Below are 25,698 nucleotides of genomic sequence, written 5' to 3'. Positions count from 1 at the left end.
TTGTCATGAACAAGATGCTCACCATCGACGGCAACGAAGCCGTCGCCCACGTGGCTTACCGCGTGTCCGAAGTGATCGCGATCTATCCGATCACTCCCTCGTCCGGCATGGGCGAACTTTCCGATGAATGGGCGGCGCAGGGCAAAGCCAATATCTGGGGCAGCGTGCCGCGCGTCGTCGAACTGCAGTCCGAAGGCGGCGCCGCCGGCACGGTACACGGCGCGCTGCAGGCCGGCGCGCTGGCTACCACCTTCACCGCTTCGCAGGGCCTGCTGCTGATGATTCCCAATATGTACAAGATCGCCGGCGAATTGACGCCGACCGTCTTCCATGTCGCGGCCCGTGCCATCGCCACCCACGCGCTGTCGATCTTCGGCGACCATTCCGACGTGATGGCGACCCGCGCCACCGGCTTTGCGCTGCTCGCCTCCAACTCGGTACAGGAAGCGCACGATATGGCGGCGATTGCGACGGCGGCGACGCTGGCCGGGCGCATCCCGGTGCTGCATTTCTTCGACGGCTTCCGCACCTCGCACGAGGTGGCCAAGATCGCGCCGGTCGACGACGCCGTACTGCACAAAATGCTGCCGCCGGCCGACATCGTTGCCCTGCGCGGTCGCGCCTTGTCGCCGGAACACCCGGTATTGCGCGGCACCGCGCAGAACCCGGATGTCTTCTTCCAGGCCCGTGAAGCGCAGAACCCGTGGTTCGATGCCTTCCCCGGCATCGTCCAGCAGACGATGGACCAGTTCGGCCAGCTGACCGGTCGCCACTACCAGCTGTTCGATTACGTCGGCGCCGCCGATGCCGAGCGCGTCATCATCCTGATCGGCTCCGGGGCGGAAACGGTGCAGGAAACCGTCGAGCACCTCAATCGCCAGGGTGAAAAGGTCGGCTTGCTCAAGGTCCGGCTGTTCCGGCCGTGGGCGCCGGCCGCCTTGCTCGCCGCCTTGCCGACGACGACGCGCCGCATCGCCGTGCTCGACCGCTGCAAGGAGCCGGGCGCTGAGGGCGAGCCGCTCTACAAGGACGTGCTGGTCGCGCTGGCCGAGGATATGAGCAACCCGACCCCGCGCTTCGCCGCCTTGCCGACGGTGATCGGTGGCCGCTACGGCCTGGCCTCCAAGGAATTCACGCCGGCCATGGTTTTGGCCGTTTTTGCGGCGTTGGTCCCAGGGCCAGCCGTTGCTTCTATGGTCGCAGGCCTGCCGCGGCGCCGCTTTACGCTCGGCATCACCGACGATGTGACCGGCCTGTCGCTGCCTTTCGATCCGGCCTTCCGCACGCAGGCGGCGCGCGAAACCTTCGCCGCCGTCTTCTACGGCCTCGGCTCGGATGGCACCGTGTCCGCCAACAAGAACTCGATCAAGATCATCGGCGACGAAACCGCGCTCTACGCCCAGGGCTATTTTGTCTACGACTCGAAGAAGTCGGGGGCGATGACCATCTCGCACCTGCGCTTCGGGCCGCAGCCGATCCGTTCGGCCTACCTGACGGGCGAGGGCGATGCCAAGTTCGTCGCCTGCCACCAGCCGCTCTTCCTCGAAACACACGATCTGCTGGTGCATGCGGCGCCGGGTGCCGTCTTCCTGCTCAACACCCACCTGCCGGCCGACCGGGTCTGGGCGACGCTGCCGCCCGCCATGCAGCGCCAGATGCGGGACAAGGACATCCAGTTCTATGTCATCGACGCCTACCAGGTGGCGCTGGCCGCCGACATGGGGCGGCGCATCAATACCGTGATGCAGACCTGCTTCTTTGCCATTTCCGGCATCCTGCCGCCGGCCGACGCCATCGCCGCGATCAAGCATGCCGTCGAAAAGACCTACGGCCGCAAGGGGCGGCGCATTGCCGAACTGAATTACCGGGCCATCGACCAGACGCTGGCCTGCCTGCACAAGGTGGATTTTGCCCATCTGGCGGTGTCGACCGCAGCGCTCGCCGAGGGGGCGGTGCGCCAGGTCAGCGACTTCGTCCGTAAACTGACTTTGCCGATGATCGCCGGTCGGGGTGACAGTTTGCCGGTGTCGCTGTTCCCGGCCGACGGCACCTGGCCGACCGGCACCGCCAAGTACGAGAAGCGCAATCTGGCGCTGCAGATTCCGGTGCTTGAAACCGACTTGTGTACCCAGTGCGGCAAGTGCGTCTTCGTCTGCCCGCACGCCGCCATCCGGGCCAAGGTGTACCCGGCCGAACTGGCTGCGGCCGCGCCGGCCAGCTTCAAGCACATGCCGACGCGCAGCAAGGATTACCCGGCCGGCTGGCAGATGAGCTACCAGGTGGCGCCGGAGGATTGCACCGGCTGTACGCTGTGCGTCGATATCTGCCCGATCCGCGACAAGTCGAATGTTTCGCGCAAGGCGCTGAACATGGCCGAGCAGCCGCCGCTGCGCCGCCAGGAGGCGGAGAACTGGGAATTCTTCCTGAAGCTGCCCGATTACGACCGGCGCCTCGTCAAGCGCGGCACGGTGCCGGGCGCGGCGCTGCTCCAGCCTTTCTTCGAATTCTCCGGCGCCTGTGTCGGCTGCGGCGAAACGCCCTACATCCGGCTGGCGACGCAGTTGTTCGGCGACCGCATGCTGGTCGCCAATGCCACCGGCTGTTCGTCGATCTATGGCGGCAACCTGCCGACCACCCCGTACACGACCGATGCCGACGGACGCGGTCCGGCCTGGAACAATTCGCTGTTCGAGGACAACGCCGAGTTCGGCCTCGGCCTGCGGCTGGCGACCAACCAACTGTCGGCGGCGGCGCGCACCCAGTTGCGGGCGCTGGCGCGGGATATCGGCGAGGACCTGGTTGAGGCGCTGCTCGGTGCCGAGCAGAGCACGGAAGCCGGCATCCACGAACAGCGCGAACGCGTCGCCCAGTTGCAGGCCTGGCTCGGCCATCTGGCGACGCCCGAAGCGGCGGCGCTGGCCGCCATTGCCGATACCCTGATCCGCCGCAGCGTGTGGATCATCGGCGGCGACGGCTGGGCCTACGACATCGGTTTCGGCGGCCTTGACCATGTGCTGGCATCGGGCGAAAACGTCAATATCCTGGTCCTCGATACCGAGGTTTATTCCAATACCGGCGGCCAGAATTCGAAGGCGACGCCGCTCGGCGCCGTCGCCAAGTTCGCGGCCGGCGGCAAGCCGAATCGCAAGAAGGATCTGGCCCGGATCGCGATGGACTACGAAAACGTCTTCGTCGCCCAGGTCGCCTACGGCGCCAAGGATGGTCATACGCTGAAGGCCTTCCTCGATGCCGAGAGCTATCCCGGCGTCTCGATCATCATCGCCTACAGCCCGTGCATCGCGCATGGCGTCGATCTGTCGCACAACCATCGGCAGCAGGATCTGGCGGTCAAGGCCGGCCACTGGCCGCTGCTGCGTTACGACCCGCGCCGGCGTGAGGCGGGCGAGAATCCGCTGTCGGTCGATAGCGCGGCGCCGAGCGTGCCGTTCCGCGACTTTGCCGGCAACGAGGCGCGCTTCACCGTGCTTGAACGCCAGCAGCCGGAAGCGGCGGCGCGCTTCATGGCGCAGGCCGAAAAGAATGCCCGGCTGCGCCATCAGGAATATGTCGAACTGGCCGGGCTGGCCCTGCCGGAAACGGCCCTCGACCAGCCAGCGGCCGCCAGTGCCGAGGAAAAAGGGGAGCGCAATGCCTGATCTGTCCACCAACTATCTCGGCCTCCAGCTGAAGAACCCGCTGGTCCCGTCCTCGACGCCGCTCAGCCATAACCTGGACGCGGTGCTGCATCTGGAAGACGCCGGCGCCGCGGCCATCGTCATGCACTCGCTGTTCGAGGAGGATGTGCGCAACGACGAACGGATGATCGACCGCTTTCTGGTCAATCCCGATGCCTTCGATGAAGCCACCGGGCATCTGCCGTTCGCTGACGGCTACCAGAGCAAGCTCGACAGCTATCTCGAACAGATCAGCCTGCTCAAGCAGCGCCTGGCCATCCCGGTCGTCGCCAGCCTGAACGGTTCCTCACTCAGCGGCTGGGTCGAGCTGGGCAAGGAAGTGCAGGCGGCCGGGGCCGATGCCCTCGAACTGAACGCCTGGTACATGCCGGGCGACCCGAAGGTGTCCGGCGAAGCGCTGGAAGACCATTACCTGTCGCTGCTGCAGGAACTGACCGGGGCGGTGACGCTGCCGGTCAGCATGAAACTGTCGCCATTTTTCTCGTCGCTGCCGAATTTTGTCCGCCATGCCGAAAAATCCGGTGCGGCTGGCGTCTCGCTGTTCAACCGCTTCTTCCAGCCGGATATCGATTTGGACAATTTGACGGTGGTCGACCGCGTGCAATTGTCGAGTTCGGCCGATGTCCTGCTCACCATGCGCTGGATCGCCATCCTGCGCGGCCGTAGCGGCCTGACGCTGGCGGCGACCGGCGGCGTGCACACGGCGGCGGATGCGCTGAAAATGCTGCTCGCCGGCGCCGATGTCGTACATCTGGCGAGCGCCCTGTTGAGCGGCGGGCCGGCCGTGCTGAAAACGGTGCTGGCAGGCATCGAGCAGTGGCTGGAAGAACGCGATTACCGGTCAGTGGCGCAGATGAAAGGCTCGATGAGCCAGCAGAATCTGCCCGACCCGAGCGCCTTCGCCCGCGCCGCCTATCTGCACGCGCTGGACTCCTTCACGCCGCCGGCCGGCGTGCGTTACTGAAAGCCGCCCGCTCGGCGGCTTTCAGTCAGACTCCGGGCTATATTCTTGAGCCAAACGCCCGGGCCGGTGGCGCCTGACGATGGTCGGCCGGCGGGTAATTCCCGGCTTCGCCGCGCCTTGTGCCGGCAGTGCCCAGTCTGGCCAGATGCTGCTCGATGCCTGCTACGTCGAGCAGTTCGCGCACCATGCCTGTGGCACCAGCCAGGCGAAATTTCGTTTTTGCACCAAAATGTTCACCGATCAACAGCAGGCTGCCGAGGCCGGCGGTGTCGATCTGCCTGGTCTGCGAAAAGTCCAGACACAGTCTCTCCTGCGTCTGACCCGGGGCGAGTTCGCGGATTTGCCTGAGTAATTGACGCGCTGCAGCAAAATCGAGCACAGGCGGCAAGGCAAGTTGCCATTCATCTGCCGATTCTTTGATCTGGATAAATTTGCTGGCCATGTTGTTCTCCCTGGTTGATACCGGGATTCAGCAACATCCATGCCGAGCCGCTTTCCGGATGCCTGCGGTCGACACCGGAAAATGGCAGAAAATGTGCGCAGCCAGCGCTTGGTGATGCCTGGTTTATGCTGCCTGACTGCCCAAGCCGGGCCTCGGCTGCTAAGATCGCCGGATGTCTAAAGATTCGACTATTAGCCGGCGATGACCCTCCTGCGCGGAATTCCGGATTCGCAAAGCTTGCGTATCGGCAATGCGCAGGGGCCTGCTTGCGCACCGCGTGGGGCAGCTGTGAAATTCCAGCTGTCCGAAGTCAATGAATGGGGGCGTGCGGGCGGCGCGGACGTAGAACGACAAAAGCAAAATTGATTGAGAACAAACTCATGGCCAAGACCAAGAAACCGACTCATCAACCCGACTGGTCATTTTCGTCGGCTGCCGATGCACTTCATCAGGAGGGCAACTGGCTGTGGATTCCTCTGTGCAAGGAATGGCGAGACGTTATCTCCAAGCCAGAGGAGATCGTGCGCCAGAAGTTCATCCGCACGTTGGTGGAACATTACGGCTATGCGCCATTCACGGATGTCGAGGGGGCTACATTGTGACCCTTGACTTCGCCACCCTCGACACCTTGCGTACCCACCACCCCGCGTGGCGGTTGTTGCGTTCGGACCATGCGCCGTTGGTGGCGAGCTTTCTGCATCGGGTGTTCGTGCTACCTAATGTGCGGGTGATGGCGGCAGCGGATCTGGCTGAGGCGCTGGAAGACGAGCTATATGCCCTGCGTTTGCACTTGGGCGAAGCCGCTTTCCCGAAGCCGGCGCTCGATTACCTGAATGACTGGGCGGCGCCCGACAAGGGCTGGCTGCGCAAGTTCTACCGCCCGGGCACGGACGAGGCGCAGTTCGATTTGACGCCCGCCACCGAGAAGGCCATTGCCTGGCTGGCGCAATTGGCCGAGCGGCAGTTCATCGGCACCGAGTCGCGCTTGCTGACGCTGTTTGACCTGCTCAAACAGATGAGCGAAGGCAGCGAGGCCGACCCGGCCAAACGCATTGCTGAACTGCACAAGAAGCGCGATGACATCGATGCCGAGATCATGCGGGTGCTGTCGGGCGATGTGCCGCTACTGGACGATACGGCGCTGAAGGATCGCTTCCAGCAATTCATGCAGGGGGCGCGCGAGTTGCTCACTGACTTCCGCGAGGTGGAGCACAACTTCCGCCAGCTCGACCGGCGCGTGCGTGAGCGTATTGCGCTGTGGGAGGGCAGCAAGGGCGCGCTGCTGGAAGACATCATGGGCGAGCGCGATGCGATTGCCGATTCCGATCAGGGCAAAAGCTTCCGCGCCTTCTGGGATTTTCTGCTCTCCAGTCGTCGGCAGGAAGAATTGACCGAACTGCTGGATCGCGTGCTGGGACTGCCTGCAGTGACCGATCTGAAGCCCGACAGCCGGACACGCCGCGTGCACTACGACTGGATGGAGGCCGGCGAGCACACCCAGCGTACGGTCGCCGCTTTGTCGCAGCAGTTGCGCCGCTTTCTGGATGACCGGGCCTGGCTCGAAAACCGCCGCATCATGAACATCCTGCACGGCATCGAGAGCAAGGTGCTGGCCCTTCGTGATGCACAACCCACTGGCAACGTGATGGAAATGGCCGAGGCCTGCGCCGCTATCGAGTTGGCGATGGAGCGCCCCTTGTTCACCCCGGCCATCAAGCCGGTGATTGCCGACCTGGCCTTGCAGGCCGGTGATGAGGATATCGACCCTTCGGCGCTGTTCGATCAGGTGGTGGTGGACAAGGCACGGCTCACCCGCCACATCCGCCACGCCTTGCAGGACCGGGCGCAGATCACCTTGGGCGAGCTGGTGTCCAGCCAGCCCTTGCAACAGGGGCTGGCCGAGTTGGTGGCCTATCTGCAACTGGGCAGTGAGACCTTCAGCACCGTGGTGGATGAGGACACGCCCGAGCCGATTCGCTGGCCGACGGTGGCCGCGGACGGCCAAGCAATCACCCGTAGCGCACGCCTACCACGCGTGATTTTCATGCGTTGAACAAGAACTGAGGCCAGGGATGGAAGAAGAATTCTCGAACACAACACCCGCAGCACATTTGATGGTGACGCCGGCCGCAGATTTGTCGGTGTTGCTGATCAGCTTGCTCAAAAGCGTGCTGTACCGTGATGGTGACGAACGCCAATGGGCAGCACTGCTGAACCTGCAAGCGCGGGTGCGTGACTACGTCGCGGTACTGAATCTGGATCTGGTGCTGGATGAGGCAGAAGGCTATGCCTTCTTGAAAAGCCGCCCCGAGCCTGCCGACGACGATCCGGCTCCCCGCTTGCCCCGCTTGGTCGCCCGCCGGCCGTTGTCCTTCGCGGTGAGTTTGTTGCTGGCGTTGTTGCGGAAAAAGCTGGCCGAATTCGACGCGGGCGGTGGCGACACGCGGCTGGTGCTGAGCCGCGACAACATCGTGGAACTGGTCCGGGTGTTCCTGCCCGATGGCCCGAATGAAGCCAAGCTGATCGATCAGATTGAAACCACGATCAACAAGGTGGCCGAATTGGGATTTCTGCAGAAACTCAAACCTGCCGGCGGCGCTTCGGCCGGACTCGCCACTTACGAGGTGCGGCGCATCCTGAAGGCCTTTATTGATGCCCAATGGCTGGCCGAATTCGATACGCGCCTGGCCACTTACCAGTCGCAACTGGCAGGTGTGACCAATGCCAAGGAGGGCGCAGGCCATGAATGACCCGCAATCACTGGGCCTGGACTTCTGTGCCGATGACACGCTGTCCGGCTTTCGCCTGACCCGTCTGGAGGCATTCAACTGGGGTACCTTCGACAGCCGGGTGTGGACGCTACAGCTCGATGGCAAGAATGGCCTGCTCACGGGCGATATCGGCTCGGGCAAGTCCACGCTGGTGGACGCCATTACCACCTTGCTGGTGCCTGCCAACCGGATTGCCTATAACAAGGCTGCAGGCGCGGACAGCAAGGAACGAACGCTGCGTTCCTACGTGCTCGGGCATTACAAATCCGAGCGCAATGACGTCACGGGCGCGGCCAAGCCGGTTAGCTTACGCGACCAGAACAGCTACTCCGTCATTCTGGGGGTGTTCCACAACGCAGGTTACGACCAGACGGTGACGCTGGCCCAGGTGTTCTGGATGAAGGAAGTGCAAGGGCAGCCGGCACGCTTCTTTCTGGGGGCGGAGCGCGGGCTATCGATTGCCTCTGACTTCGCCCATTTCGGTTCGGACATTGCCCAACTGCGCAAGAAGCTGCGCGGGGTGGGGGCCGAACTGCACGATAGCTTCCCGCCCTATGCGGCCTGGTTCCGTCGGCGCTTTGGCATTGAGAACGATCAGGCACTGGAGCTGTTTCACCAGACGGTGTCGATGAAGTCGGTGGGCAACCTCACCGACTTCGTACGCAGTCATATGCTGGAACCTTTCGAGGTTGGCCCACGCCTGCAGGCCTTGATCGGCCACTTCGACGATCTCAATCGCGCCCATCAGGCGGTGCTGAAAACCCAGCAGCAGGTTGAATTGCTCACGCCCTTGATTGCTGACTGCGGACGCCATCGTGCGTTGGTGGCCGAGATCGAAAGTTTGCGCGGGTGCCGGGAAAATCTCCGGCCCCACTTCGCTGGCCTGAAACTCGGCCTGATCGACAAGCGACTGGGTTTGCTGGCGGAAGAGTGGGAGCGCGTCGATGCTCAGGTACAAAAGCTCGATGCTGTTCATGAGGAGCAACGCCAGCAAGTCGATGAGCTGAAGCAGGCCATCAATGACAACGGTGGCGACCGACTGGAACGCCTTGCCGCAGAGATTCACAAGAAAGAACAGTTGCGGGATGTGCGCAAAACCAAGGCCGGGCGTTACGGGGAGTTGGCAACCGTGCTGGGCGAGTCGGTGGCGGCAGATGCCTCCACCTTCGCCGCACAGCGTGGCAAATATCAAAGCTGGCGAGACGAGGCGCGCAACTGCGATGCCGATCTACAGAACGCACTGACTGAGCACGGCGTGACCTTGCGTCAGGGCAGGCAGGAACACGATCAGCAAACTGCTGAGATCGACAGCCTCAAGCGTCGTCGCAGCAACATCGATGACCAGCAGATCCAGATCCGCGCCGCGATGTGTGCTGCGCTGGAGCTGAACGTGGATGACATGCCCTTCGCCGGTGAGTTGATCCAGGTGCGCGACGATGAGCGTGATTGGGAAGGTGCTGCCGAACGATTGTTGCGAGGCTTCGGCTTGGCACTGTTGGTGCCCGATGCCCATTACAAGGCGGTGGCCGAATGGGTGGATGGAGCCCATCTGCGCGGCCGTTTGGTGTACTTCCATGTGCGGCCACGTAAGGCTGCAGAATTGCCAGATCTGCACCGCGATTCATTGGTCCGCAAGCTGGCCATCAAGCCCGATTCGCCACATTACGATTGGCTGGAGCGTGAGCTCGCCCACCGCTTTGACGTGGCCTGCTGCGCCACGCAAGAACAGTTCCGCCGTGAGACGCGTGCAATTACCCGCGCGGGCCAGATCAAAGACCCAAGCGGCAGACACGAAAAAGACGACCGCCACCGCATCGATGACCGCAGCCGGTATGTACTGGGCTGGAGCAACAGTGCCAAGATCGCGGCACTGGAAAGCAAGCGCTGCCAGCTTGAAACGCGGCTGGGTGAGCTCGGCAGCCAGATCGGTAAAGTTCAGAAGGAGCGCGATGGACTCACGAGCCGTCTCGATGCGCTGACCCGCCTTGAAGAGTTTACGGCGTTCGATGAATTGGATTGGGCCAGCGTCGCCACCGAGATTGCGCAACTGACAGACGAGCGCAGTCGGCTGGAGTCGGCATCGGATGTCCTCAAGCAGTTGAACGAAAACCTGCGCGCATTGCAGAAGGCGCAGAAGGAGACTGGCAGCGAGCTACAGAGCGCGCGCGAAAAGCGGGCCAAGGTGGAACAGCGACAGGCAGACGCGCTGGAGCTTCGTCAACAAACGGAGACGCTGCTGCAGGGAGCTGTCGTCGACGATGGTCTGGCATCAACGCTCGAATCCATGCGTGCGGAGGCGCTGGGCGAGCATCAACTAAGCGTGGAATCCTGCGACAACCGCGAGCAGGAAGTTCGCAAATGGCTACAAGACAAGATCGATGCAGAACAGAAGCGACTCGAACGCCTGGCCGAGAAGATCATCAAGGCCATGGCTTCGTTCAAGGAGGCTTTCAAGCTGGAGACGGCCGAGATGGATGCCAGCCTTGAGGCGGCGTTTGAGTACGAAAACCTGCTGACGCAGTTGAACCGCGACGACCTGCCGCGTTTTGTTGAGCGGTTCAAAGAACTGCTCAACGTCAACACGATCAACGAAATCGCCAACTTCAATGCCCAACTGGCACGCGAGCGCGAAACCATCAAGGAGCGTATCGCGCACATCAACAAATCCTTGGGCGAGATCGACTACAACCCCGGGCGCTATATCGTGCTGGAGTCGCAGATCAGCCCTGATGCCGAGATCCGCGACTTCCAGCAAGAATTGCGCGCTTGTACCGAAGGCGCTGTAACCGGTTCGGACGATACCCAGTACTCCGAAGCCAAGTTCTTGCAGGTCAAGGCCATCATCGACCGCTTCCGAGGGCGCGAGGGATTATCTGAACAGGATCGCCGCTGGACGACCAAGGTCACGGATGTGCGCAATTGGTTCTTGTTCGCCGCCAGTGAGCGCTGGCGAGAGGACAACAGCGAACACGAGCACTACTCGGACTCTGGCGGCAAATCGGGCGGGCAGAAAGAGAAGCTGGCCTACACCATTTTGGCGGCCAGCTTGGCCTATCAATTCGGCTTGGAGTGGGGCGCAGTGCGTTCGCGCTCATTCCGCTTCGTGGTCATCGACGAGGCGTTCGGGCGCGGCTCGGACGAGTCGGCACAATACGGTTTGAAGTTGTTCCGGCAACTCAACCTGCAGTTGCTCATCGTCACGCCGCTGCAGAAGATCCACATCATCGAACCCTACGTCTCCAGTGTGGGCTTCGTGCATAACGAGGGCGGGCGGGCCTCCAAGCTGCGCAATCTTTCCATCGAGGAATACCGGGCGCAGAAAGCGTTGATGCCGACCCAAGCTGCGCAGGAGTTGGCGCAGTGACGTGGACCGGTTCGAAGGAATTGAAAGCGCAATTGATGCGGTGGTGGGAGCGCGGTGAGTTCTTGCGAGACGTGGTGACGGGCAATTCACGTTTCCCTGTGCGCCTGTCGCTCAAGTCCCCAAGTTCAGCTGACATCACGGATCGCTTCAATGCTGTTCGCACTTGGGCCTCTGAATTGGCGGCTATGGATTCAGTCCGTGTGGAGTGGCAGGAGGTTCGACACCGCGTCCAGGGGACACAAAAACTGCCGACCAGTGTATGGATTGAGACCATTGATGATGCCTTGACCTGGCTGGGCAAGCGTCGAGACTGGGATCGTTTCTTGGCTCAGGTTTCCGCCACCCGGAAAACGCACCCCGCCTTACTGGCTTGGCTTGAAAAACGCCCCCTGCAGGCACTGGAACTGTCCGCCGAATGGCCACGCTTGCTGGCCGTCGTGACGTGGCTTGTCGAGCATCAACGCCCCGGTATTTACTTGCGACAGGTGGACTTGCCGGGCGTGCACAGCAAATTCATCGAGGCACATCGCAGCATATTGGCCGAGTTACTTGACCTGGCTCTGCCTGTTGACGCGGTGGACATCAGTAAAACCGGTATCAGCCAGTTTGCTGCCCGTTATGGCTTTCTGGAAAAACCGACGCGCATTCGCTTCCGTGTGCTTGACCCTGCGATTCGGGCAGTGCCTGGTTCGGCATGTCCCGACGTGACACTGAATGCCGACAGCTTCAGTCGCCTGGAACTCGCCGTGAAGCGCATATTCATCACCGAGAACGAAACCAACTTCCTGGCCTTCCCGCCGGTTCGTGATGCCCTCGTTATTTTTGGCGCGGGTTACGGTTGGGATGCACTGGCAAGAAGTCATTGGATGAAGAATTGCTCAATCCTTTACTGGGGCGATATCGATACCCATGGTTTTGGCATCCTGGATCAGCTGCGCGGCTACTTTGGTCACGTAGATTCGTTCTTGATGGACAGGGCCACCCTTGATGCGCATGCCGCCGTCTGGGGGGACGAGGGCAAACCCCTGTTGGCGGACTTGCACAGGCTGACGCCAGAAGAGAGAGCCCTCTACGACGACCTGCGCGACAACCGCATCCGCACGGGACTGCGGCTGGAGCAGGAACATATTGGGTTCCACTGGCTGGCCCATCGCCTTCAACAGCTCCTTGACGGCAGCACGGGCCTCAATTCAGTTACTTTGCCATGAGACTTTAAAAAGACTATATTCAGTCTTTGTGAAAATCAGGAGCACGACCATGCGCTACTCGTCTCAAGTCAAACCGATCAGCTACCTCAAGGCCAACGCTGCCGAGGTTCTGGCGCAGCTCGCTGAGCAGCGTGAGCCCTTGGTCATCACCCAGAACGGCGAGGCCAAGGCGGTCCTGCAGGACGTCGCTTCGTTTGAAGAGACGCAAGAAACCCTGGCCTTGCTGAAAATCCTCGCACTGGGTAACCAGGATGTGGCGGTTGGCAAGCTCAGACCTGTGGCCGACGTCGTTGCCCGCCTGCGCGCCAAGCGGGCCACTGCCTGATGGCTGGCACGCCTGCCCAGTTCGAAGTTCTGCTCACCGAGGGGGCAGAGCAGGACTTGGAAGCCATTCACGATTACATCTCCGAGTTCGACTGTGTGGCCAACGCCAACTATGTGCTGGATGGGTTGATGGAGGTTGTGGGGGGCTTGTCGAAGTTGCCAGAGCGCAGCAGCTACCCGAAGGAACTGGTCGGCCTGGGCATCAAAGAGTACCGCCAGACCTTCTTCAAGCCGTACCGCGTGATTTACCGGGTTACGGGCAGCCAAATTGTCATCTATCTGATTGCTGACGGGCGTCGTGATATGCAGTCAGTGCTGGCGAGGAGGCTGCTCGGCGCATAGTCCGTCAGCGGTGATGCTGGCTGCAATCCGAAACGCTTTGAACCGGTGCTCACCAGTCCGGCGTGCCGCTTTCCGGATGCCTGCGGTCGACGCCGGAAAAAGGCAGAAAATGCGCTCGCACAGCGATCGCCGATGCCTGATAGATCAGTTCTGGCTGCCCAAGCCGGGCCTCGGCTGTTAAGATCGCCGGATGTCCAAAAATTCGGCAATCAGCCGGCGATGACTCTCCAGCGCGGAATTTCGTCGGCACCTTATCTGCATGCGCTGGCCGCCGCCCTGACCTTGTTGGCCTTCGTAGCCATGCTCGGGCTGGAACTGGTTTCGTCGCGCCGCCACGAGATCGAGCGGGCCAAGCACGAAATTGCCACCCAGGCCGAACTGCTGGCGACCCATGTCGGCGATCGCCTCGGCAAGATCGATATCGTGCTCAGTACCGTGGCCCGCCAGTATCCGCTCTGGGCAGCCTGGCCGGCCGGGCAGGGGGACGACGAACTGGCAGCCCATTTGCGCGAAATCCCGGATTCGCAAAGCTTGCGCGTCGGCAATGCGCAGGGCTCGTTCATCTTCGATGCCAGCGGCAAGCTGTCCAGCGCCACCGTGTTCGACCGCGACTACTTTCAACGCCTGCGTGCCGATCCGGCTGCCGGCCTGGTGCTCTCCGAGCCGATCTTCGCCCGCATTACGAAAAACTGGGTAATCACCCTCAGTCGCCGGCTGGCCTCGCCGGATGGCGGGTTCGTCGGCCACGTGCAGGCGGCGATCAATGCCAGCCAGTTCGAGACCCTGTTTTCCCAGATGCTGAAAAACCAGGGCGACGTCGTCGCTCTTTACGACGATGGAATTCGCCTGGTGGCCCGCAAGCCGGCGGCCCCCGAGCAACTGGGCAAGAAACTTGCTGCGACCTATTTCGAAAGCGTGCTGGCCAGCGGCCAGACTGCGGCCGATTACCAGGCCGTGTCGCCGCTCGATGGCGTCGAACGCCATTTCGCGCTGCGTAAGGTCGAGGGCTTGCCGCTGAGCATTCTGGTCGGGCGCAGCGAGCCGGATATCCTGCAGGAGTGGTACGTCAAGGCGCAGGTCTATGGGGTCTCCACGCTGCTGCTCGGGCTGGTGCTCGCAGCCCTGCTCTGGGCCTGGCAGCGCAATTACCGGCTGGCCCTGCGTTTTGGCGATGCGATGGAAACCGCCTATCTCGATTCCGAGCGGCGGGCCCGCACGCTGCTCGACAGCATTCCCGATCCGGCCTGGCTGCGCGACTGTACTGGCCGTTTCCTGATGGTCAACGACGCTTACCTGGCCTTTTGCGGCCAATCACGCGCTGCAGTGATCGGCCGGCGGCTGGAAGAAGTCTGGCCGGCCGGCCATGCCGCCTTCTATCGCCGTCAGGACAGCGCAGTGATCGCCGCCAATGCCGAACATCAAGGCGTCGGCGAGCAGACTCACGCCGACGGCCGGCGCCGTACCTACGAATATGTCCACGCGCCGCTGCACGATGCCGCCGGGCAGGTGATCGGCGTTGCCGGCTTCGCCCGCGACGTGACGCCGCGCAAGGAAGCCGAAGCGCGTGCCGACTACCTGGCCGAGCACGATGCGCTGACCGACCTGCCGAATCGCCTGCTGCTCTCGGAAAATATCGCCCAGACGCTGGCCGGCGCGGCCGGCAGGGAAAACCGGATCGCCTTGCTGCTGCTCGACCTAGATCACTTCAAGCACATCAACGACACGCTGGGCCACGCGATTGGCGACCAACTGCTGCGCGAACTGGCCGGGCGGTTGAAGAAGACCGTATTCGACAAGGATTTGATCGCTCGCCAGGGTGGCGACGAGTTCGCCATCCTGGTCGTCGACTGGCACAGCGTCAATGCACTGGCGCAGATCGCGCAACGGGTGCTCGATGCCGTTCGGCAGCCGTTCATCATCGACGACCGGGAGTTGCTGGTAACCGCCAGTATCGGCATCAGTCTCTATCCCGACGATGGCAGCGATATCGACCACCTGCTGCGCAATGCCGACGTCGCGCTTTATGCCGCCAAGTCGGCCGGCCGCAACGCTTACTGTTTCTTCAAGCCGGAGATGAACGCCCGCGTCGCCGAACGCGTCACGCTCGAAAGCCGCCTGCGCAAGGCGATTGCCGAAGGGCGTTTGCTACTCCATTACCAGCCGCAATACGAACTGGCCTCGGGCCGGATGGTTGGCGTCGAGGCGCTGGTCCGCTGGCAGGATCCCATCGAAGGCCTCATTTCACCGGCCCGCTTCATCCCGCTGGCCGAGGAAACCGGCCTGATCAAGCCGCTCGGCGAATGGGTGCTCAACGAAGCCTGCCGCCAGGCCGTCGCCTGGCAGGGCGCCGGTTTGCCGCCCTTCATCGTCGCCGTCAATCTGTCGGCGGTGCAACTGGCCGATCCGGAGATCGTCGCCATCGTCCGCCAGGCCCTGGCCGATAGCGGGCTGCCCGCTGCCCGGCTCGAATTGGAAATCACCGAGAGCATGCTGTTGGCCGATGCCGAGCGGGCGATCGCCGTGCTGGAGGATTTTCGGGCGATGGGCGTCAAGCTGGCGATCGACGATTTCGGTACCGGCTATTCCAGCTTCTCTTATCTGAAGCGCTTGCCGCTCGACAAGCTCAAGGTCGACCAGAGCTTCGTCAGCGATCTGACGGTCGACGCCAATAACGCGGCGATTGTCGAAGCGATCATCGCCGTCGCCGGCAAGCTCGGTCTGCGCGTCATCGCCGAAGGCGCCGAAACTGCCGAGCAGGTCGAAATGCTGCGTCGCTTCGGCTGCGACGAGGTGCAGGGCTACTACTTCAGCCGCCCGTTGCCGCCGGCCGAGATCGCCGGTGCCCAGCAACGCGGCACGCCGGACTAAAGCACTTCCTCTACTCGAGGTATTCGATCATCAACTGCGGCGATTCGACGCCCATGTATTCGTTGATCGACAGCCGGTAGGCGGCGCGGGTGCGGTTGCCGGGCTGGCTGCTGAAATTGAACTGGATGGCGTCGATGCGGGCATTGCCTTTTTTCAGGCGCAGCTTGAGGTGCTTTTCCTTGAGGACGCGTTGTTGCTCGACGTCGAATTCGTCGACGAACAGCGGCGCCGGGAAGCCCTGGCCCCAGACCTCGTTTTCCAGCAGGCGGGCGATTTCGAGCGAAATGTAGCCGCCCTCCAGCGCACCGTCGGTTTCCAGCGTCCGGGTCAGATCGGCCGGGGCGAGCAGTTCACCGGCGATTTCGGCGAACAGGGCGGCGAAGCGCTCGAAGTTTTCTTCCTTCAGCGTCGCGCCGGCCGCCATGGCATGGCCGCCGAAGCGCAGCAGCAGGCCGGGGGCGCGCTTGGCGACGAGGTCGAGGGCGTCGCGCAGGTGCAGGCCGGGAATCGAACGGCCGGAACCCTTGACGATGCCGCCTTCGCTGCGGGCAAAGGCAAAGACCGGGCGGTGCAGCTTTTCCTTGATGCGCGAGGCGAGAATGCCGACGACGCCCTCGTGCCATTCCGGGTCGAACAGTGCGATGCCGGGGGCGGGGTCGTTGACGTCCATCGCTTCGAGCAGGATCAGCGCCTGGTCCTGCATGCCGGATTCGATTTCGCGGCGGGTGCGGTTCAGGGTGTCGAGTTCCTGGGCGATCTGCAGGGCGCGGCCGGCATCGTCGGTGATCAGGCACTCGATGCCGAGGCGCATGTCGGCCAGGCGGCCGGCAGCGTTCAGGCGGGGGCCGATCAGGAAACCGAGGTCGAAGGCCGAAGCACGTTTCGGGTCGCGGCTGGTCGCCTTGAAGAGGGCGGCGATGCCCGGTTGCAGGCGGCCGGCGCGCATGCGCTTGAGGCCCTGGCTGACCAGGATGCGGTTGTTGCGGTCGAGCTTGACGACGTCGGCGACGGTGCCCAGCGCGACGAGATCGAGCAGGTCGGCAAAATTGGGTTCCGGGTGGTCGGCAAAATAGCCGCGCTCGCGCAGTTCGGCGCGCAGGGCGAGGGCGACGTAGAACATGACGCCGACGCCGGCGATGCATTTGGACGGAAAGTCGCAGCCCGGCTGGTTCGGATTGACGATGCAGTCGGCGTCCGGCAGCGTTGCTGCCGGCAGGTGATGGTCGGTGATCAGCGTCGCGATGCCGAGTTCGCGGGCGCGGGCGACGCCTTCCAGGCTGGCGATGCCATTGTCGACGGTGATGATCAGGTCGGGCGATTGTTCGGCGGCCAGTTCGACGATTTCCGGCGACAGGCCGTAGCCGAACTTGAAACGGTCGGGAACCAGGAAGTTGACGTCGGCGCCGAGCGATTTCAGGGCGCGCATGCCGACGGCGGTGGCGGTGGCGCCGTCGCAGTCGTAATCGCCGATGATCAGCAGGCGGGCTTCGGCCTCGATGGCATCGGCCAGGATGTGCGCTGCCTGATCGGTATTGGTCAGCGCGGCGGGCGGCAGCAGCGACTTCAGTTCGTAGTCGAGTTCGGCCTTGTCGGTGACGCCGCGCGCCGCATAGAGGCGGGCGAGTAGCGGGTGCAAGCCTTGTTGTTCGAGTTGCCAGACGGTGCGCGGCGCGCTGCTGCGGGTGACGATGTTGGTCATTGGGTGGCTTGCTCGGCGAGGCGGTTGGCGAGGGCGGGGAGGGCCTCGGTTTTTTTCCAGAATTTCCAGCGTTCACCGCCGGTCAGGGTGCCGTGCAGTTCGCCATAGACGGTCGGCGCGATCAGGCTGATGCGGTCGACCTGGCTGCCGAGGGCTTTCCTGAGCGGTACGAACCAGTCGGCTTCGAGTTGTTCCAGGGCGCTGCGCCAGCCTTCGCCATCTTCGTAGAGGACGCGCGGCAGCAACTGGTCGAGGACGAGCAGCGGGGCCGGGCCGGCTTCCGGCAGCAAGGCGGCGAGGCTGGGCGGCCGGTCATGCAGCGGGATGTCGCTGGCCAGGGCCAGGCCGGCAGCCAGCGGGTTGTCACTCCACAGGCCGGAGAAGGCCGGTCGGGCCGGGCTGGGCAGGGCGCCGCCACCCCACAGCCATAGACTGTTGATGGCCGGCTTGCCTTCACGCTGGCGTTGTTCGTTGACCGGGTGGCCGTGCAGGAACATTTGCACTTCGTTCAGCCAGCGGGTCAGCGGCAGGGCATTGCCGTTCAGGTCGCCATCGACCCGGCGGCCGGCAACGGCGGAAATCGGTGCTACCGGGTGGTCGACCGCAGCATTCAGCTTGAGATACCAGCGGCGGGCGCTGATCACGTGAAATTCGCCGATATCGGCAAATTCGCCATTCAGCGAAGCGGCCAGGCTGCGCGCTTCTGCTTCGTCGAGATCGAAGGCGCCGGCGTCGGCCAGGATGATCCGTTCGTGGTGAAAGCGCAGATGCACCGGGTCGGCACAGAGCCAGTGGCCGGCGCGGGCGGCCGGGCTGCCTTCGCCGAGCAGGCGCAGGGCGCCGAAGGGAGCTGCATCGAGGCCGAAGCAGTCGGCCAGCACGTTTTCGAAGGGGCGGCGCGGCCGGCGTTGCAGGTTGCCGTGGGCGAGCAGCCATTCAAGGCCGGGGGCGCTGAGCTTGCCGAGGGTGAATTGGTCGGCGGGTTCGGGCCAGATCAGTTCTGGGACAAGCAGGGTGAGATGCACAGGAATCCAGGCCAGCGGGCGTCGGGGAAGCGCTTGAGTGTACCATAGCGACTTTTCACGAATCCCCGAGCCGCATGGCCCTGCCTTACGAACTGCTGATCGGTTTGCGCTACACCCGCGCCAAACGCCGAAATCACTTTATCTCCTTCATTTCATTGATTTCCATGCTCGGCATCGGGCTTGGCGTCGCGGCGCTGATCGTCGTCCTCTCGGTGATGAACGGTTTTCAAAAGGAGTTGCGGACGCGCATCCTCGGCGTTGCTTCCCATATCCAGATCACTGGTATCAACGGCGAGTTGGCCGACTGGCCATCGCTCGCCGAGCAAGCGATGTTGCATCCGGAAGTGCGGGCGGCGGCGCCTTTTGTCCAGTCGCAGGCGATGTTCACCGTCGATGGCGGGGTCAAGGGTTCGCTGGTGCGCGGCATCCTGCCCGAGCAGGAAGACCGCGTCGCCGATTTCCGGCAGACCATCAAGAGCGGCAGCCTCGACGATTTGCGGCCGGGCGAATTCGGTGTCGTGCTCGGCGCCGACCTGGCTCGCTCGCTGCGCGTTTTCACCGGCGACAAGGTGACGCTGATCGCGCCGCAGGGCACGGTGACGCCGGCCGGCGTCGTGCCGCGCCTGAAATCGTTCCGCGTTGTCGGTATTTTCGAGGTCGGCATGTACGAGTACGACAGCGGCCTGGCGCTGATCAATCTGCAGGACGCACAGAAGCTGTACCAGATGGAAGACCGGGTGACCGGCGTCCGCCTCAAGGTCGACGACCTGTTCCAGGCGCCGCGCATCGCCCGCGAACTGGCGCGCTACGTCAATGCCGATGCCTACCTGAACGATTGGACGAAAAGCCACGCCAATTTTTTCCGGGCGGTGCAAATTGAGAAAAATATGATGTTTATCATTCTGTCGCTGATTGTCGCGGTGGCAGCATTCAATCTCGTTTCGACGCTGGTCATGGCGGTGACCGACAAGCAGGCCGATATCGCCATCCTGCGCACGCTGGGCGCGCGACCGTTGTCGATCATGGCGATTTTCGTCGTGCAGGGCGCACTGGTCGGCTTCATCGGCCTCGGCCTCGGCATTGTCGGCGGTGTTGCGCTGGCGCTGAATATCGATGTCGTCGTGCCATTTATTGAAAGAATGTTGGGTGTCCATTTCCTGTCCAAAGAGGTTTATTACATTTCCGACCTGCCGTCCGACCTGCAGTGGAGCGATGTCTGGGGGGTCACGTTGATCGCCTTCGTGCTCGCCCTGCTGGCTACGCTCTATCCCAGTTGGCGCGCTTCGCGCGTCAATCCGGCGGAGGCGCTGCGCTATGAGTGAGCCGATTCTGCAGGCGAGCGGCCTGGGCAAGGTTTTTCGCGGCGATGGCCTGGACGTGGCGGTGTTGTCCGATGTCAGCCTGGCCATTCAGGCTGGTGAGACGGTGGCCGTGGTCGGTGCTTCCGGTTCGGGCAAAAGCACGCTGCTGCACTTGATGGGCGGACTGGATACGCCATCGTCCGGTAGCGTCAAACTGATGGGTCGGGATTTTTCGTCTTTGGGCGAGGTTGACCGCGGCGATTGGCGCAACCGGCATCTCGGTTTCGTCTATCAGTTCCACCATTTACTTCCCGAGTTCTCGGCGCTGGAAAATGTCGCCATGCCGCTGCTGATTCGCCGCGTCGAACGGCAGCAGGCGCTGGCCCAGGCGGCGGAAATGCTTGGCGCGGTCGGCCTCGGCCATCGCCTGGCGCATCGGCCGGGCGAACTGTCCGGCGGCGAGCGGCAGCGGGCGGCGATTGCCCGGGCGCTGGTCAGCGAACCCTCGTGTCTGCTGGCCGACGAACCAACCGGCAATCTGGATAGTCAGAGCGCATATGTCGTGTTCGACCTGCTGATCGAGCGGGTCCGCCTGCAGCAGGCCAGTCTGGTCATCGTCACCCATGACGAGCGCCTCGCCGCCAAGGCTGACCGGGTCCTGCGCCTGAACGACGGGATGCTTTCTGAATAAGTAAAGAGTAGATTGCAAATGCTTGTTGTCGGCGTTTGCTTGAGTTGAAACGAATTGCCAGATAGATCAGCCGAGAAAAATGGCTTGATGAGGAGAGAAGAAATGCAAGCACTATTTGCCCCGGCGGTCACCCTGATGAACCGCCTGCGTTACACCAGCAAGTTCCTGTTGCTGGGCACTGCCGTCGGGCTGGTGATGCTGGTTCTGCTCTTTACCGTGTATACCAACCTGAACCGCGACATCGAGACGGCGCAGCAGGAACTGGCCGGGCTGCAGATGCTGAAGCCGGTCAATCGCATGGCGCAGTACATGCAGCAACACCGTGGCCTGTCTTCTGGCGTGCTGAATGGCAACGAGGCGATGAAGCCGAAGCGGGCCGACAAGGAAAAAGAGGTGACCGACATGATCGCGGCGGCCGATGCGGTACTTTCGCCCAGCCTGCGTGAGTCCAGCGCCTGGAAGGCCATTCGCCAGGACTGGGAAACGATCCGTAGCCAGGGTCTGAGCTGGGCGCCGGCGGACAACATCAAGCACCATTCGGCGATGATCGCCAAGGTGCTGGTCTTCATGGTCGATGTTGCCGACGAGAGCCAATTGACGCTCGATCCGGTAATGGATACCTATTACTTCATGGACACCGTGGTCACCAAGATGCCGGCCATGCTTGAGCCGCTCGGCATTACCCGGGCCCGCGGCACCGGTGTGCTGGCCAGCAAGGAATTGACCCTGCAGAACCGACGCGACATTACTGCCCTGATCGCCCAGATGACGGGCACCCTGGGCTCACAGAACAAGAATATCGACAAGGTGATTCGTTATGCGCCGGCGTTGAAGGACGCGCTGAGCGGGCCGACCCGCGAGTTTTCGGCCGGCGTCGAGAAAGTATTCGCATTGGTCCAGGATGACATCCTCGGCGATAAATTCGCCACCCCCCCCCAGGAATACTTCGCAATGACCACCCAGATCATCGATCTTGGCTACAAGATGATGTTCGAGACCCTGATCCCGCAGTTCGAAAAACAGCTGGAGGAGCGCAAGGCCAGCGCGCAGCGGATTCTCAGCTTTCAGGTCGGCCTCGCCTTCATCGTCATGTCGATCGTCGGCTATCTGGGGATTGGCACCTATTACTCGGTGATCGGCAGCGTCGAGATCTTCTCGAAAGGCGCCCGTCGTCTGGCCGAGGGGGATCTGACCGTCGAGTTCATCAGCGAAGGAGCCGATGAACTGCATGCCGCCGGCAATGACTTCAACGATATGGCGCACGCTTTCCGCAAGCTGCTGGGCCGGATTCAGACCGATGTTCAGCGTTTGCGTCAGGCGGCCGAACAACTGGCTTCGTCGAGCCAGCAGATTTCCGCCAGTACCGGTTTGCAGAGCGATTCGGCGTCCAGCATGGCGGCCTCGGTCGAGGAAATGACGGTCGGCGTCGATCACATCGCCAAGAACGCGCAGGATGCGCAGGATTATTCGCGTGAATCGGACGAGGTGGCGGCGCAAGGCGGCAATATCGTGCAGAGCGTGGTCAGCGAAATCCGCGGCATTGCCGATACCGTCAACGAATCGGCTGCCGCCGTCGAGGCGCTGGGCCAGCAGTCCGACCAGATTTCGGCGATTGTCGGGACTATCAAGGACATTGCCGATCAGACCAATCTGCTGGCGCTGAACGCCGCCATCGAAGCGGCGCGGGCCGGCGAATCCGGGCGCGGTTTCGCCGTGGTCGCCGACGAGGTGCGCAAACTGGCCGAACGCACCGCCAAGTCAACGCAGGAAATTTCCGGCATGATCACTTCGATCCAATCCGGCACCGCCACCGCAGTCAGCAGCATGAAGCGCGGCGTCGAACGGGTGGCCAACGGCGTCGAACAGGCCCAGTTGGCCGGGACGGCGATCGGCCAGGTGCAGAGCCAGTCGCGCAATGTGCTGAATGCCGTTTCCGAAATCTCGGTCGCCTTGCGCGAGCAGGCGACGGCGAGTACCGAAATCGCCCAGAACGTCGAGCGGATTGCCCAGATGGCCGAAGAGAACAACGCGGCGGCCTACGGCAACGCGGAGACGGCCGGTGAATTGCGCCAGTTGGCCGAAACCCTGAGCAGCGAAGTCGCCCGCTTCAGGACCTGAGTTTGCGCCGCCGCCAGGCGGCCAGCAGGTAAATCCGCCAGGCCGCCTTGACGGCGAAGTAACCGGCCACCGCCAGGCCGGCGGCGAGAATGACCAGGCCGATGCCGAGCGGCTTGGCAACCAGCAGCATCCAGTTCTGCATGGCTTCGGTCCAGGCGACGAACTGGGTGGCGCTGAAGGCCGGCGGGGCGATGAAGCCGTTGCCATCGCCCAGCGCCAGCCGGCCGAGTTGATAGGCCAGCAGGTAGAGCGGCACGATGGTGAACGGGTTGGTATACAGCGTCACCAGCAGCGCCAGCGGCAGATTGACGCGAAAGAGCAGGGCGCAGGCGGCGGCGCCGATCATCTGCAAGGGCCCGGGAATCAGACCGCAGGCCAGCCCGGCCGCTACCGCGCCAGCCGCCGAATGGCGGTTCAGGTGCCACAGGCGCGGATGCAGCAGCGACGAGGCGAACGGCCGCAACCAGCGATTGCGGTGGATGCTGTCGTGACTGGGCAGGAATTTTTTCAGGTGCTTGCGCATGGTCTCGCCTCTATTATTGCAGGATGCGCCTGGATATTCTCGCCTTTGCCAGCGGAGTGCTCGGCCTGCAGATGCAGGCGAGTTTGCCCGTCTGGTGGCTCTGGGCGCTAGCCGGTGGCGTGCTGCTGCTACCCCGCCTGTTCAAATTACATGCGCTGACACGCTGGCTGGCGATCCTTGCCTGCTGCGCGCTCGGTGTCGCCTGGGCAAGCTGGCGGGCCGAGATCCGGCTGGCCGATCAGTTGGCGGTGGCCTGGGAGGGCCGGGATGTCGAGATCGTCGGCGTTGTCGCCGGCCTGCCGCAGGACTTCAGTCACGGCACGCGTTTTGAATTTGATCTGGAAAAGACGTTGACCGCAGGCATCGAGGTCCCGTCGCGCATCATGCTTTCCTACTATCAAGGCAGCCGCGATCAAGAAGGCTGGGCGCGCCTGCCAGTGCGGCCCGGCGAGCGCTGGCGGTTCACGGTGCGCCTGAAGCGGCCGCACGGCAACGCCAACCCCGGCGCTTTCGATTACGAAGCCTGGTTGCTCGAACGCAATATCCGGGCGACCGGCTATGTCCGGCCAAATCTGCCGGAGCTCCTGAGTGCGATGACCTGGCAGCCGGGCTATCTCATCGAACGCTTGCGTTACGCGGTCCGCGCCTCCTTTAGCGAGATGCTGCCGGCCGAAGCCTATCCGTGGACAGGCATCCTGGTGGCGCTGGCCGTCGGCGACCAAAAGGCGATCCAGGGCGACCTGTGGCCGACCTTCAATCGAACCGGTGTCACTCATGCTTTAAGCATTTCCGGGTTGCACGTGACGATGGTGGCAGCGCTATTCGGCTGGCTGGTCAATGTCGGCTGGCGCCGGGTGCCCTGGCTGGCCTTGCGGCTGCCCGCGCAAAAGGCGGGTGTGCTGGCGGCCTGCCTGGCGGCGCTGTTCTATGCTGCGCTGGCCGGCTTCGCGGTGCCCGCCCAGCGCACCCTGTACATGCTGCTGGTCGCCGCGCTGGCCATGCTTTCCGGGCGCATTGTGGCGCCCAGTCGGACGCTGGCGCTGGCCCTGCTGGTCGTCCTTGTCGTCGATCCATGGAGTGTTCTGGCGGCTGGTTTCTGGCTCTCCTTCGGCGCCGTCGGTGCCTTGCTTTATGTCGGCTCGGCCGAGGTCGGGGCCGGCCGGGGCTGGCGCCAGCGGCTGCGGGCCTGGGGTGTCGTGCAATGGGCGGCGACGCTGGCTTCGCTGCCGATCCTGCTGCTGCTCTTCCAGCAACTGTCGCTGGTGTCGCCGCTGGCCAACGCCGTGGCGATTCCTGTGATCAGCTTCATCCTGACGCCGCTGGCCCTGCTTGCCGCGCTGATTCCGTGGTGGCCGATTCTCTGGCTGGCCCATACGGTGCTCGACTGGTTGATGGTCTTTCTTTTTTGGTGCGCCGCCTGGCCGGTCTGGCAGGCCCCAGCCCCGCCCTTGTGGGCGGCGCTGGCGGCGGCCGGCGGGGTCGCCATCTGCCTGTTGCCGCGCGGCATGCCGGGGCGTTCACTCGGCTTCGTGTTGCTGCTGCCGGCCATGTTCTGGTCGCAGGCGAGGCCGCCGGCCGGCGAAGCGTGGATCGACGTGCTCGATGTCGGCCAGGGCCTGGCCAGCGTGGTGCGGACCCGCGAACACACGCTGATCTACGACCCGGGGCCGTTATACAGCGCCGAGTCGGATGCCGGGCAGCGGGTGGTTGTGCCTTACCTGCGCACGCTGGGCATCAATCGGGTCGATATGCTGATGGTGACCCATCGCGACAGCGACCACTCGGGCGGCACGGCATCGGTGCTGGCGGCGCTGGCCGTTGATGAAGTCCGCTCGTCGCTGCCGGAAAATGGCGGCGTGCGCTGCCTGGCCGGGCAGCGCTGGGTGTGGGATGGCGTCGCCTTCGAAGTGTTGCATCCGGTTGCCGAAAACTACGCGGCCGATGGCAAGAGCAACCATGTCTCCTGCGTGCTGCGCGTCGAGACCGGCGGCCGCAGCGTTCTGCTGACCTCCGATATCGAGGCTCCTGACGAGGCAGCATTGCTCGCCCGCGCGCCGGACAAGCTGGCGGCCGATGTCCTGCTGGTACCGCATCATGGTTCGAAAACCTCATCCACCGCCGCCTTCATCGCTGCGGTCGACGCGCGCGATGTGGTGATTCCGGTCGGTTATCGCAGCCGCTTCGGGCATCCGAAAGCCGAGGTGCTGGCCCGTTACTCTGCCGCCGGCAGTTCGGTGTGGCGCACCGACCGCGACGGCGCCGTGCAGGTCGTGCTGAAGCCGGGCGGGGCCGAACTGGCCGCCTGGCGCGACGTGCATCGCCGCTACTGGCATGGCCGGTGATACATTGGCGGCGGAGGAGAT

Annotated in this window: 18 protein-coding genes; 14 read left to right on the top strand and 4 right to left on the bottom strand. The window is 63.2% G+C overall.

What is annotated here, in order from left to right:
- Positions 1-5 precede the first annotated feature (5 nt).
- Together nifJ and AT959_RS18505 are read left to right on the top strand one after the other, a co-directional pair.
- Positions 6-3,656: a pyruvate:ferredoxin (flavodoxin) oxidoreductase gene (gene nifJ, locus AT959_RS18510; RefSeq protein ID WP_066886603.1), complete on the top strand. Its 3,651-nt coding sequence runs from the start codon at positions 6-8 to the stop codon at positions 3,654-3,656.
- Positions 3,649-4,659 (top strand): dihydroorotate dehydrogenase-like protein, encoded by a 1,011-nt coding sequence (locus tag AT959_RS18505; protein ID WP_066886600.1) that lies wholly within the window; start codon positions 3,649-3,651, stop codon positions 4,657-4,659. Before nifJ ends, AT959_RS18505 begins: the two co-directional genes overlap by 8 nt.
- A gap of 37 nt (positions 4,660-4,696) precedes the next feature.
- Here AT959_RS18505 and AT959_RS18500 read toward each other — a convergent pair whose 3' ends face one another.
- Positions 4,697-5,101: an STAS domain-containing protein gene (locus AT959_RS18500; protein ID WP_066886597.1), complete on the bottom strand. Its 405-nt coding sequence runs from the start codon at positions 5,099-5,101 to the stop codon at positions 4,697-4,699.
- Between the two features lie 380 nt (positions 5,102-5,481).
- On the opposite strand from AT959_RS18500, the gene AT959_RS18495 reads away from it, so the two are divergent.
- The 8 genes from AT959_RS18495 to AT959_RS18460 all read left to right on the top strand — a co-directional run bounded on the left by AT959_RS18495 (position 5,482) and on the right by AT959_RS18460 (position 15,978).
- The gene (locus AT959_RS18495) at positions 5,482-5,703 is read left to right on the top strand and encodes a hypothetical protein (RefSeq protein ID WP_157651358.1); all 222 of its coding nucleotides are present in this window, start codon (positions 5,482-5,484) and stop codon (positions 5,701-5,703) included.
- The gene (locus AT959_RS18490; protein WP_066886591.1) at positions 5,700-7,154 is read left to right on the top strand and encodes a DUF3375 domain-containing protein; all 1,455 of its coding nucleotides are present in this window, start codon (positions 5,700-5,702) and stop codon (positions 7,152-7,154) included. The genes AT959_RS18495 and AT959_RS18490 overlap by 4 nt, the downstream gene beginning before the upstream one ends.
- 19 nt (positions 7,155-7,173) lie before the next feature.
- Positions 7,174-7,851, top strand: a complete 678-nt coding sequence (locus AT959_RS18485) for a DUF4194 domain-containing protein (protein WP_066886588.1) — start codon at positions 7,174-7,176, stop codon at positions 7,849-7,851.
- The gene (locus tag AT959_RS18480; protein ID WP_066886585.1) at positions 7,844-11,236 is read left to right on the top strand and encodes an ATP-binding protein; all 3,393 of its coding nucleotides are present in this window, start codon (positions 7,844-7,846) and stop codon (positions 11,234-11,236) included. The genes AT959_RS18485 and AT959_RS18480 overlap by 8 nt, the downstream gene beginning before the upstream one ends.
- Positions 11,233-12,444: a DUF3322 domain-containing protein gene (locus AT959_RS18475; protein ID WP_066886582.1), complete on the top strand. Its 1,212-nt coding sequence runs from the start codon at positions 11,233-11,235 to the stop codon at positions 12,442-12,444. Before AT959_RS18480 ends, AT959_RS18475 begins: the two co-directional genes overlap by 4 nt.
- A 49-nt stretch (positions 12,445-12,493) precedes the next feature.
- On the top strand, positions 12,494-12,769 hold the full coding sequence (locus AT959_RS18470) for a type II toxin-antitoxin system Phd/YefM family antitoxin (protein ID WP_066886579.1): 276 nt from the start codon (positions 12,494-12,496) through the stop codon (positions 12,767-12,769).
- Positions 12,769-13,110 (top strand): type II toxin-antitoxin system RelE/ParE family toxin, encoded by a 342-nt coding sequence (locus AT959_RS18465; RefSeq protein WP_066886577.1) that lies wholly within the window; start codon positions 12,769-12,771, stop codon positions 13,108-13,110. The genes AT959_RS18470 and AT959_RS18465 overlap by 1 nt, the downstream gene beginning before the upstream one ends.
- 219 nt (positions 13,111-13,329) lie before the next feature.
- Positions 13,330-15,978 carry a bifunctional diguanylate cyclase/phosphodiesterase gene (locus tag AT959_RS18460; protein ID WP_066886574.1) on the top strand — a complete coding sequence of 883 codons (2,649 nt, stop codon included), beginning with the start codon at positions 13,330-13,332 and terminating at the stop codon, positions 15,976-15,978.
- A 10-nt stretch (positions 15,979-15,988) separates the two neighbouring features.
- On the opposite strand, the gene recJ is transcribed toward AT959_RS18460, so the two are convergent.
- Together recJ and AT959_RS18450 are read right to left on the bottom strand one after the other, a co-directional pair.
- Entirely contained in the window at positions 15,989-17,677 is a 1,689-nt protein-coding gene (recJ, locus tag AT959_RS18455; protein WP_066886572.1) for a single-stranded-DNA-specific exonuclease RecJ, read from the bottom strand.
- On the bottom strand, positions 17,674-18,702 hold the full coding sequence (locus tag AT959_RS18450; protein ID WP_066886569.1) for a hypothetical protein: 1,029 nt from the start codon (positions 18,700-18,702) through the stop codon (positions 17,674-17,676). The genes recJ and AT959_RS18450 overlap by 4 nt, the downstream gene beginning before the upstream one ends.
- A 74-nt stretch (positions 18,703-18,776) precedes the next feature.
- Here AT959_RS18450 and AT959_RS18445 point away from each other — a divergent pair, with 74 nt between their 5' ends.
- The 3 genes from AT959_RS18445 to AT959_RS18435 all read left to right on the top strand — a co-directional run bounded on the left by AT959_RS18445 (position 18,777) and on the right by AT959_RS18435 (position 22,812).
- Entirely contained in the window at positions 18,777-20,024 is a 1,248-nt protein-coding gene (locus tag AT959_RS18445; RefSeq protein WP_066886566.1) for a lipoprotein-releasing ABC transporter permease subunit, read from the top strand.
- Positions 20,017-20,694, top strand: coding sequence for a lipoprotein-releasing ABC transporter ATP-binding protein LolD (gene lolD, locus AT959_RS18440; RefSeq protein ID WP_066886563.1), 678 nt, complete (start codon positions 20,017-20,019; stop codon positions 20,692-20,694). Before AT959_RS18445 ends, lolD begins: the two co-directional genes overlap by 8 nt.
- Before the next feature lie 102 nt (positions 20,695-20,796).
- On the top strand, positions 20,797-22,812 hold the full coding sequence (locus AT959_RS18435; RefSeq protein WP_066886560.1) for a methyl-accepting chemotaxis protein: 2,016 nt from the start codon (positions 20,797-20,799) through the stop codon (positions 22,810-22,812).
- Here AT959_RS18435 and AT959_RS18430 read toward each other — a convergent pair.
- Entirely contained in the window at positions 22,802-23,335 is a 534-nt protein-coding gene (locus AT959_RS18430) for a DUF2062 domain-containing protein (RefSeq protein ID WP_066886557.1), read from the bottom strand. The two genes, AT959_RS18435 and AT959_RS18430, sit on opposite strands and share 11 nt — an antisense overlap.
- A gap of 23 nt (positions 23,336-23,358) precedes the next feature.
- On the opposite strand from AT959_RS18430, the gene AT959_RS18425 reads away from it, so the two are divergent.
- The gene (locus AT959_RS18425; protein ID WP_066886555.1) at positions 23,359-25,677 is read left to right on the top strand and encodes a DNA internalization-related competence protein ComEC/Rec2; all 2,319 of its coding nucleotides are present in this window, start codon (positions 23,359-23,361) and stop codon (positions 25,675-25,677) included.
- Positions 25,678-25,698 lie beyond the last annotated feature (21 nt).

The organism is Dechloromonas denitrificans (assembly GCF_001551835.1).
In the GTDB taxonomy this organism is placed as follows: domain Bacteria; phylum Pseudomonadota; class Gammaproteobacteria; order Burkholderiales; family Rhodocyclaceae; genus Azonexus; species Azonexus denitrificans.
Note: the sequence above shows the minus strand (reverse complement) of the source record. Positions and strands in the feature narration are given on the sequence as shown.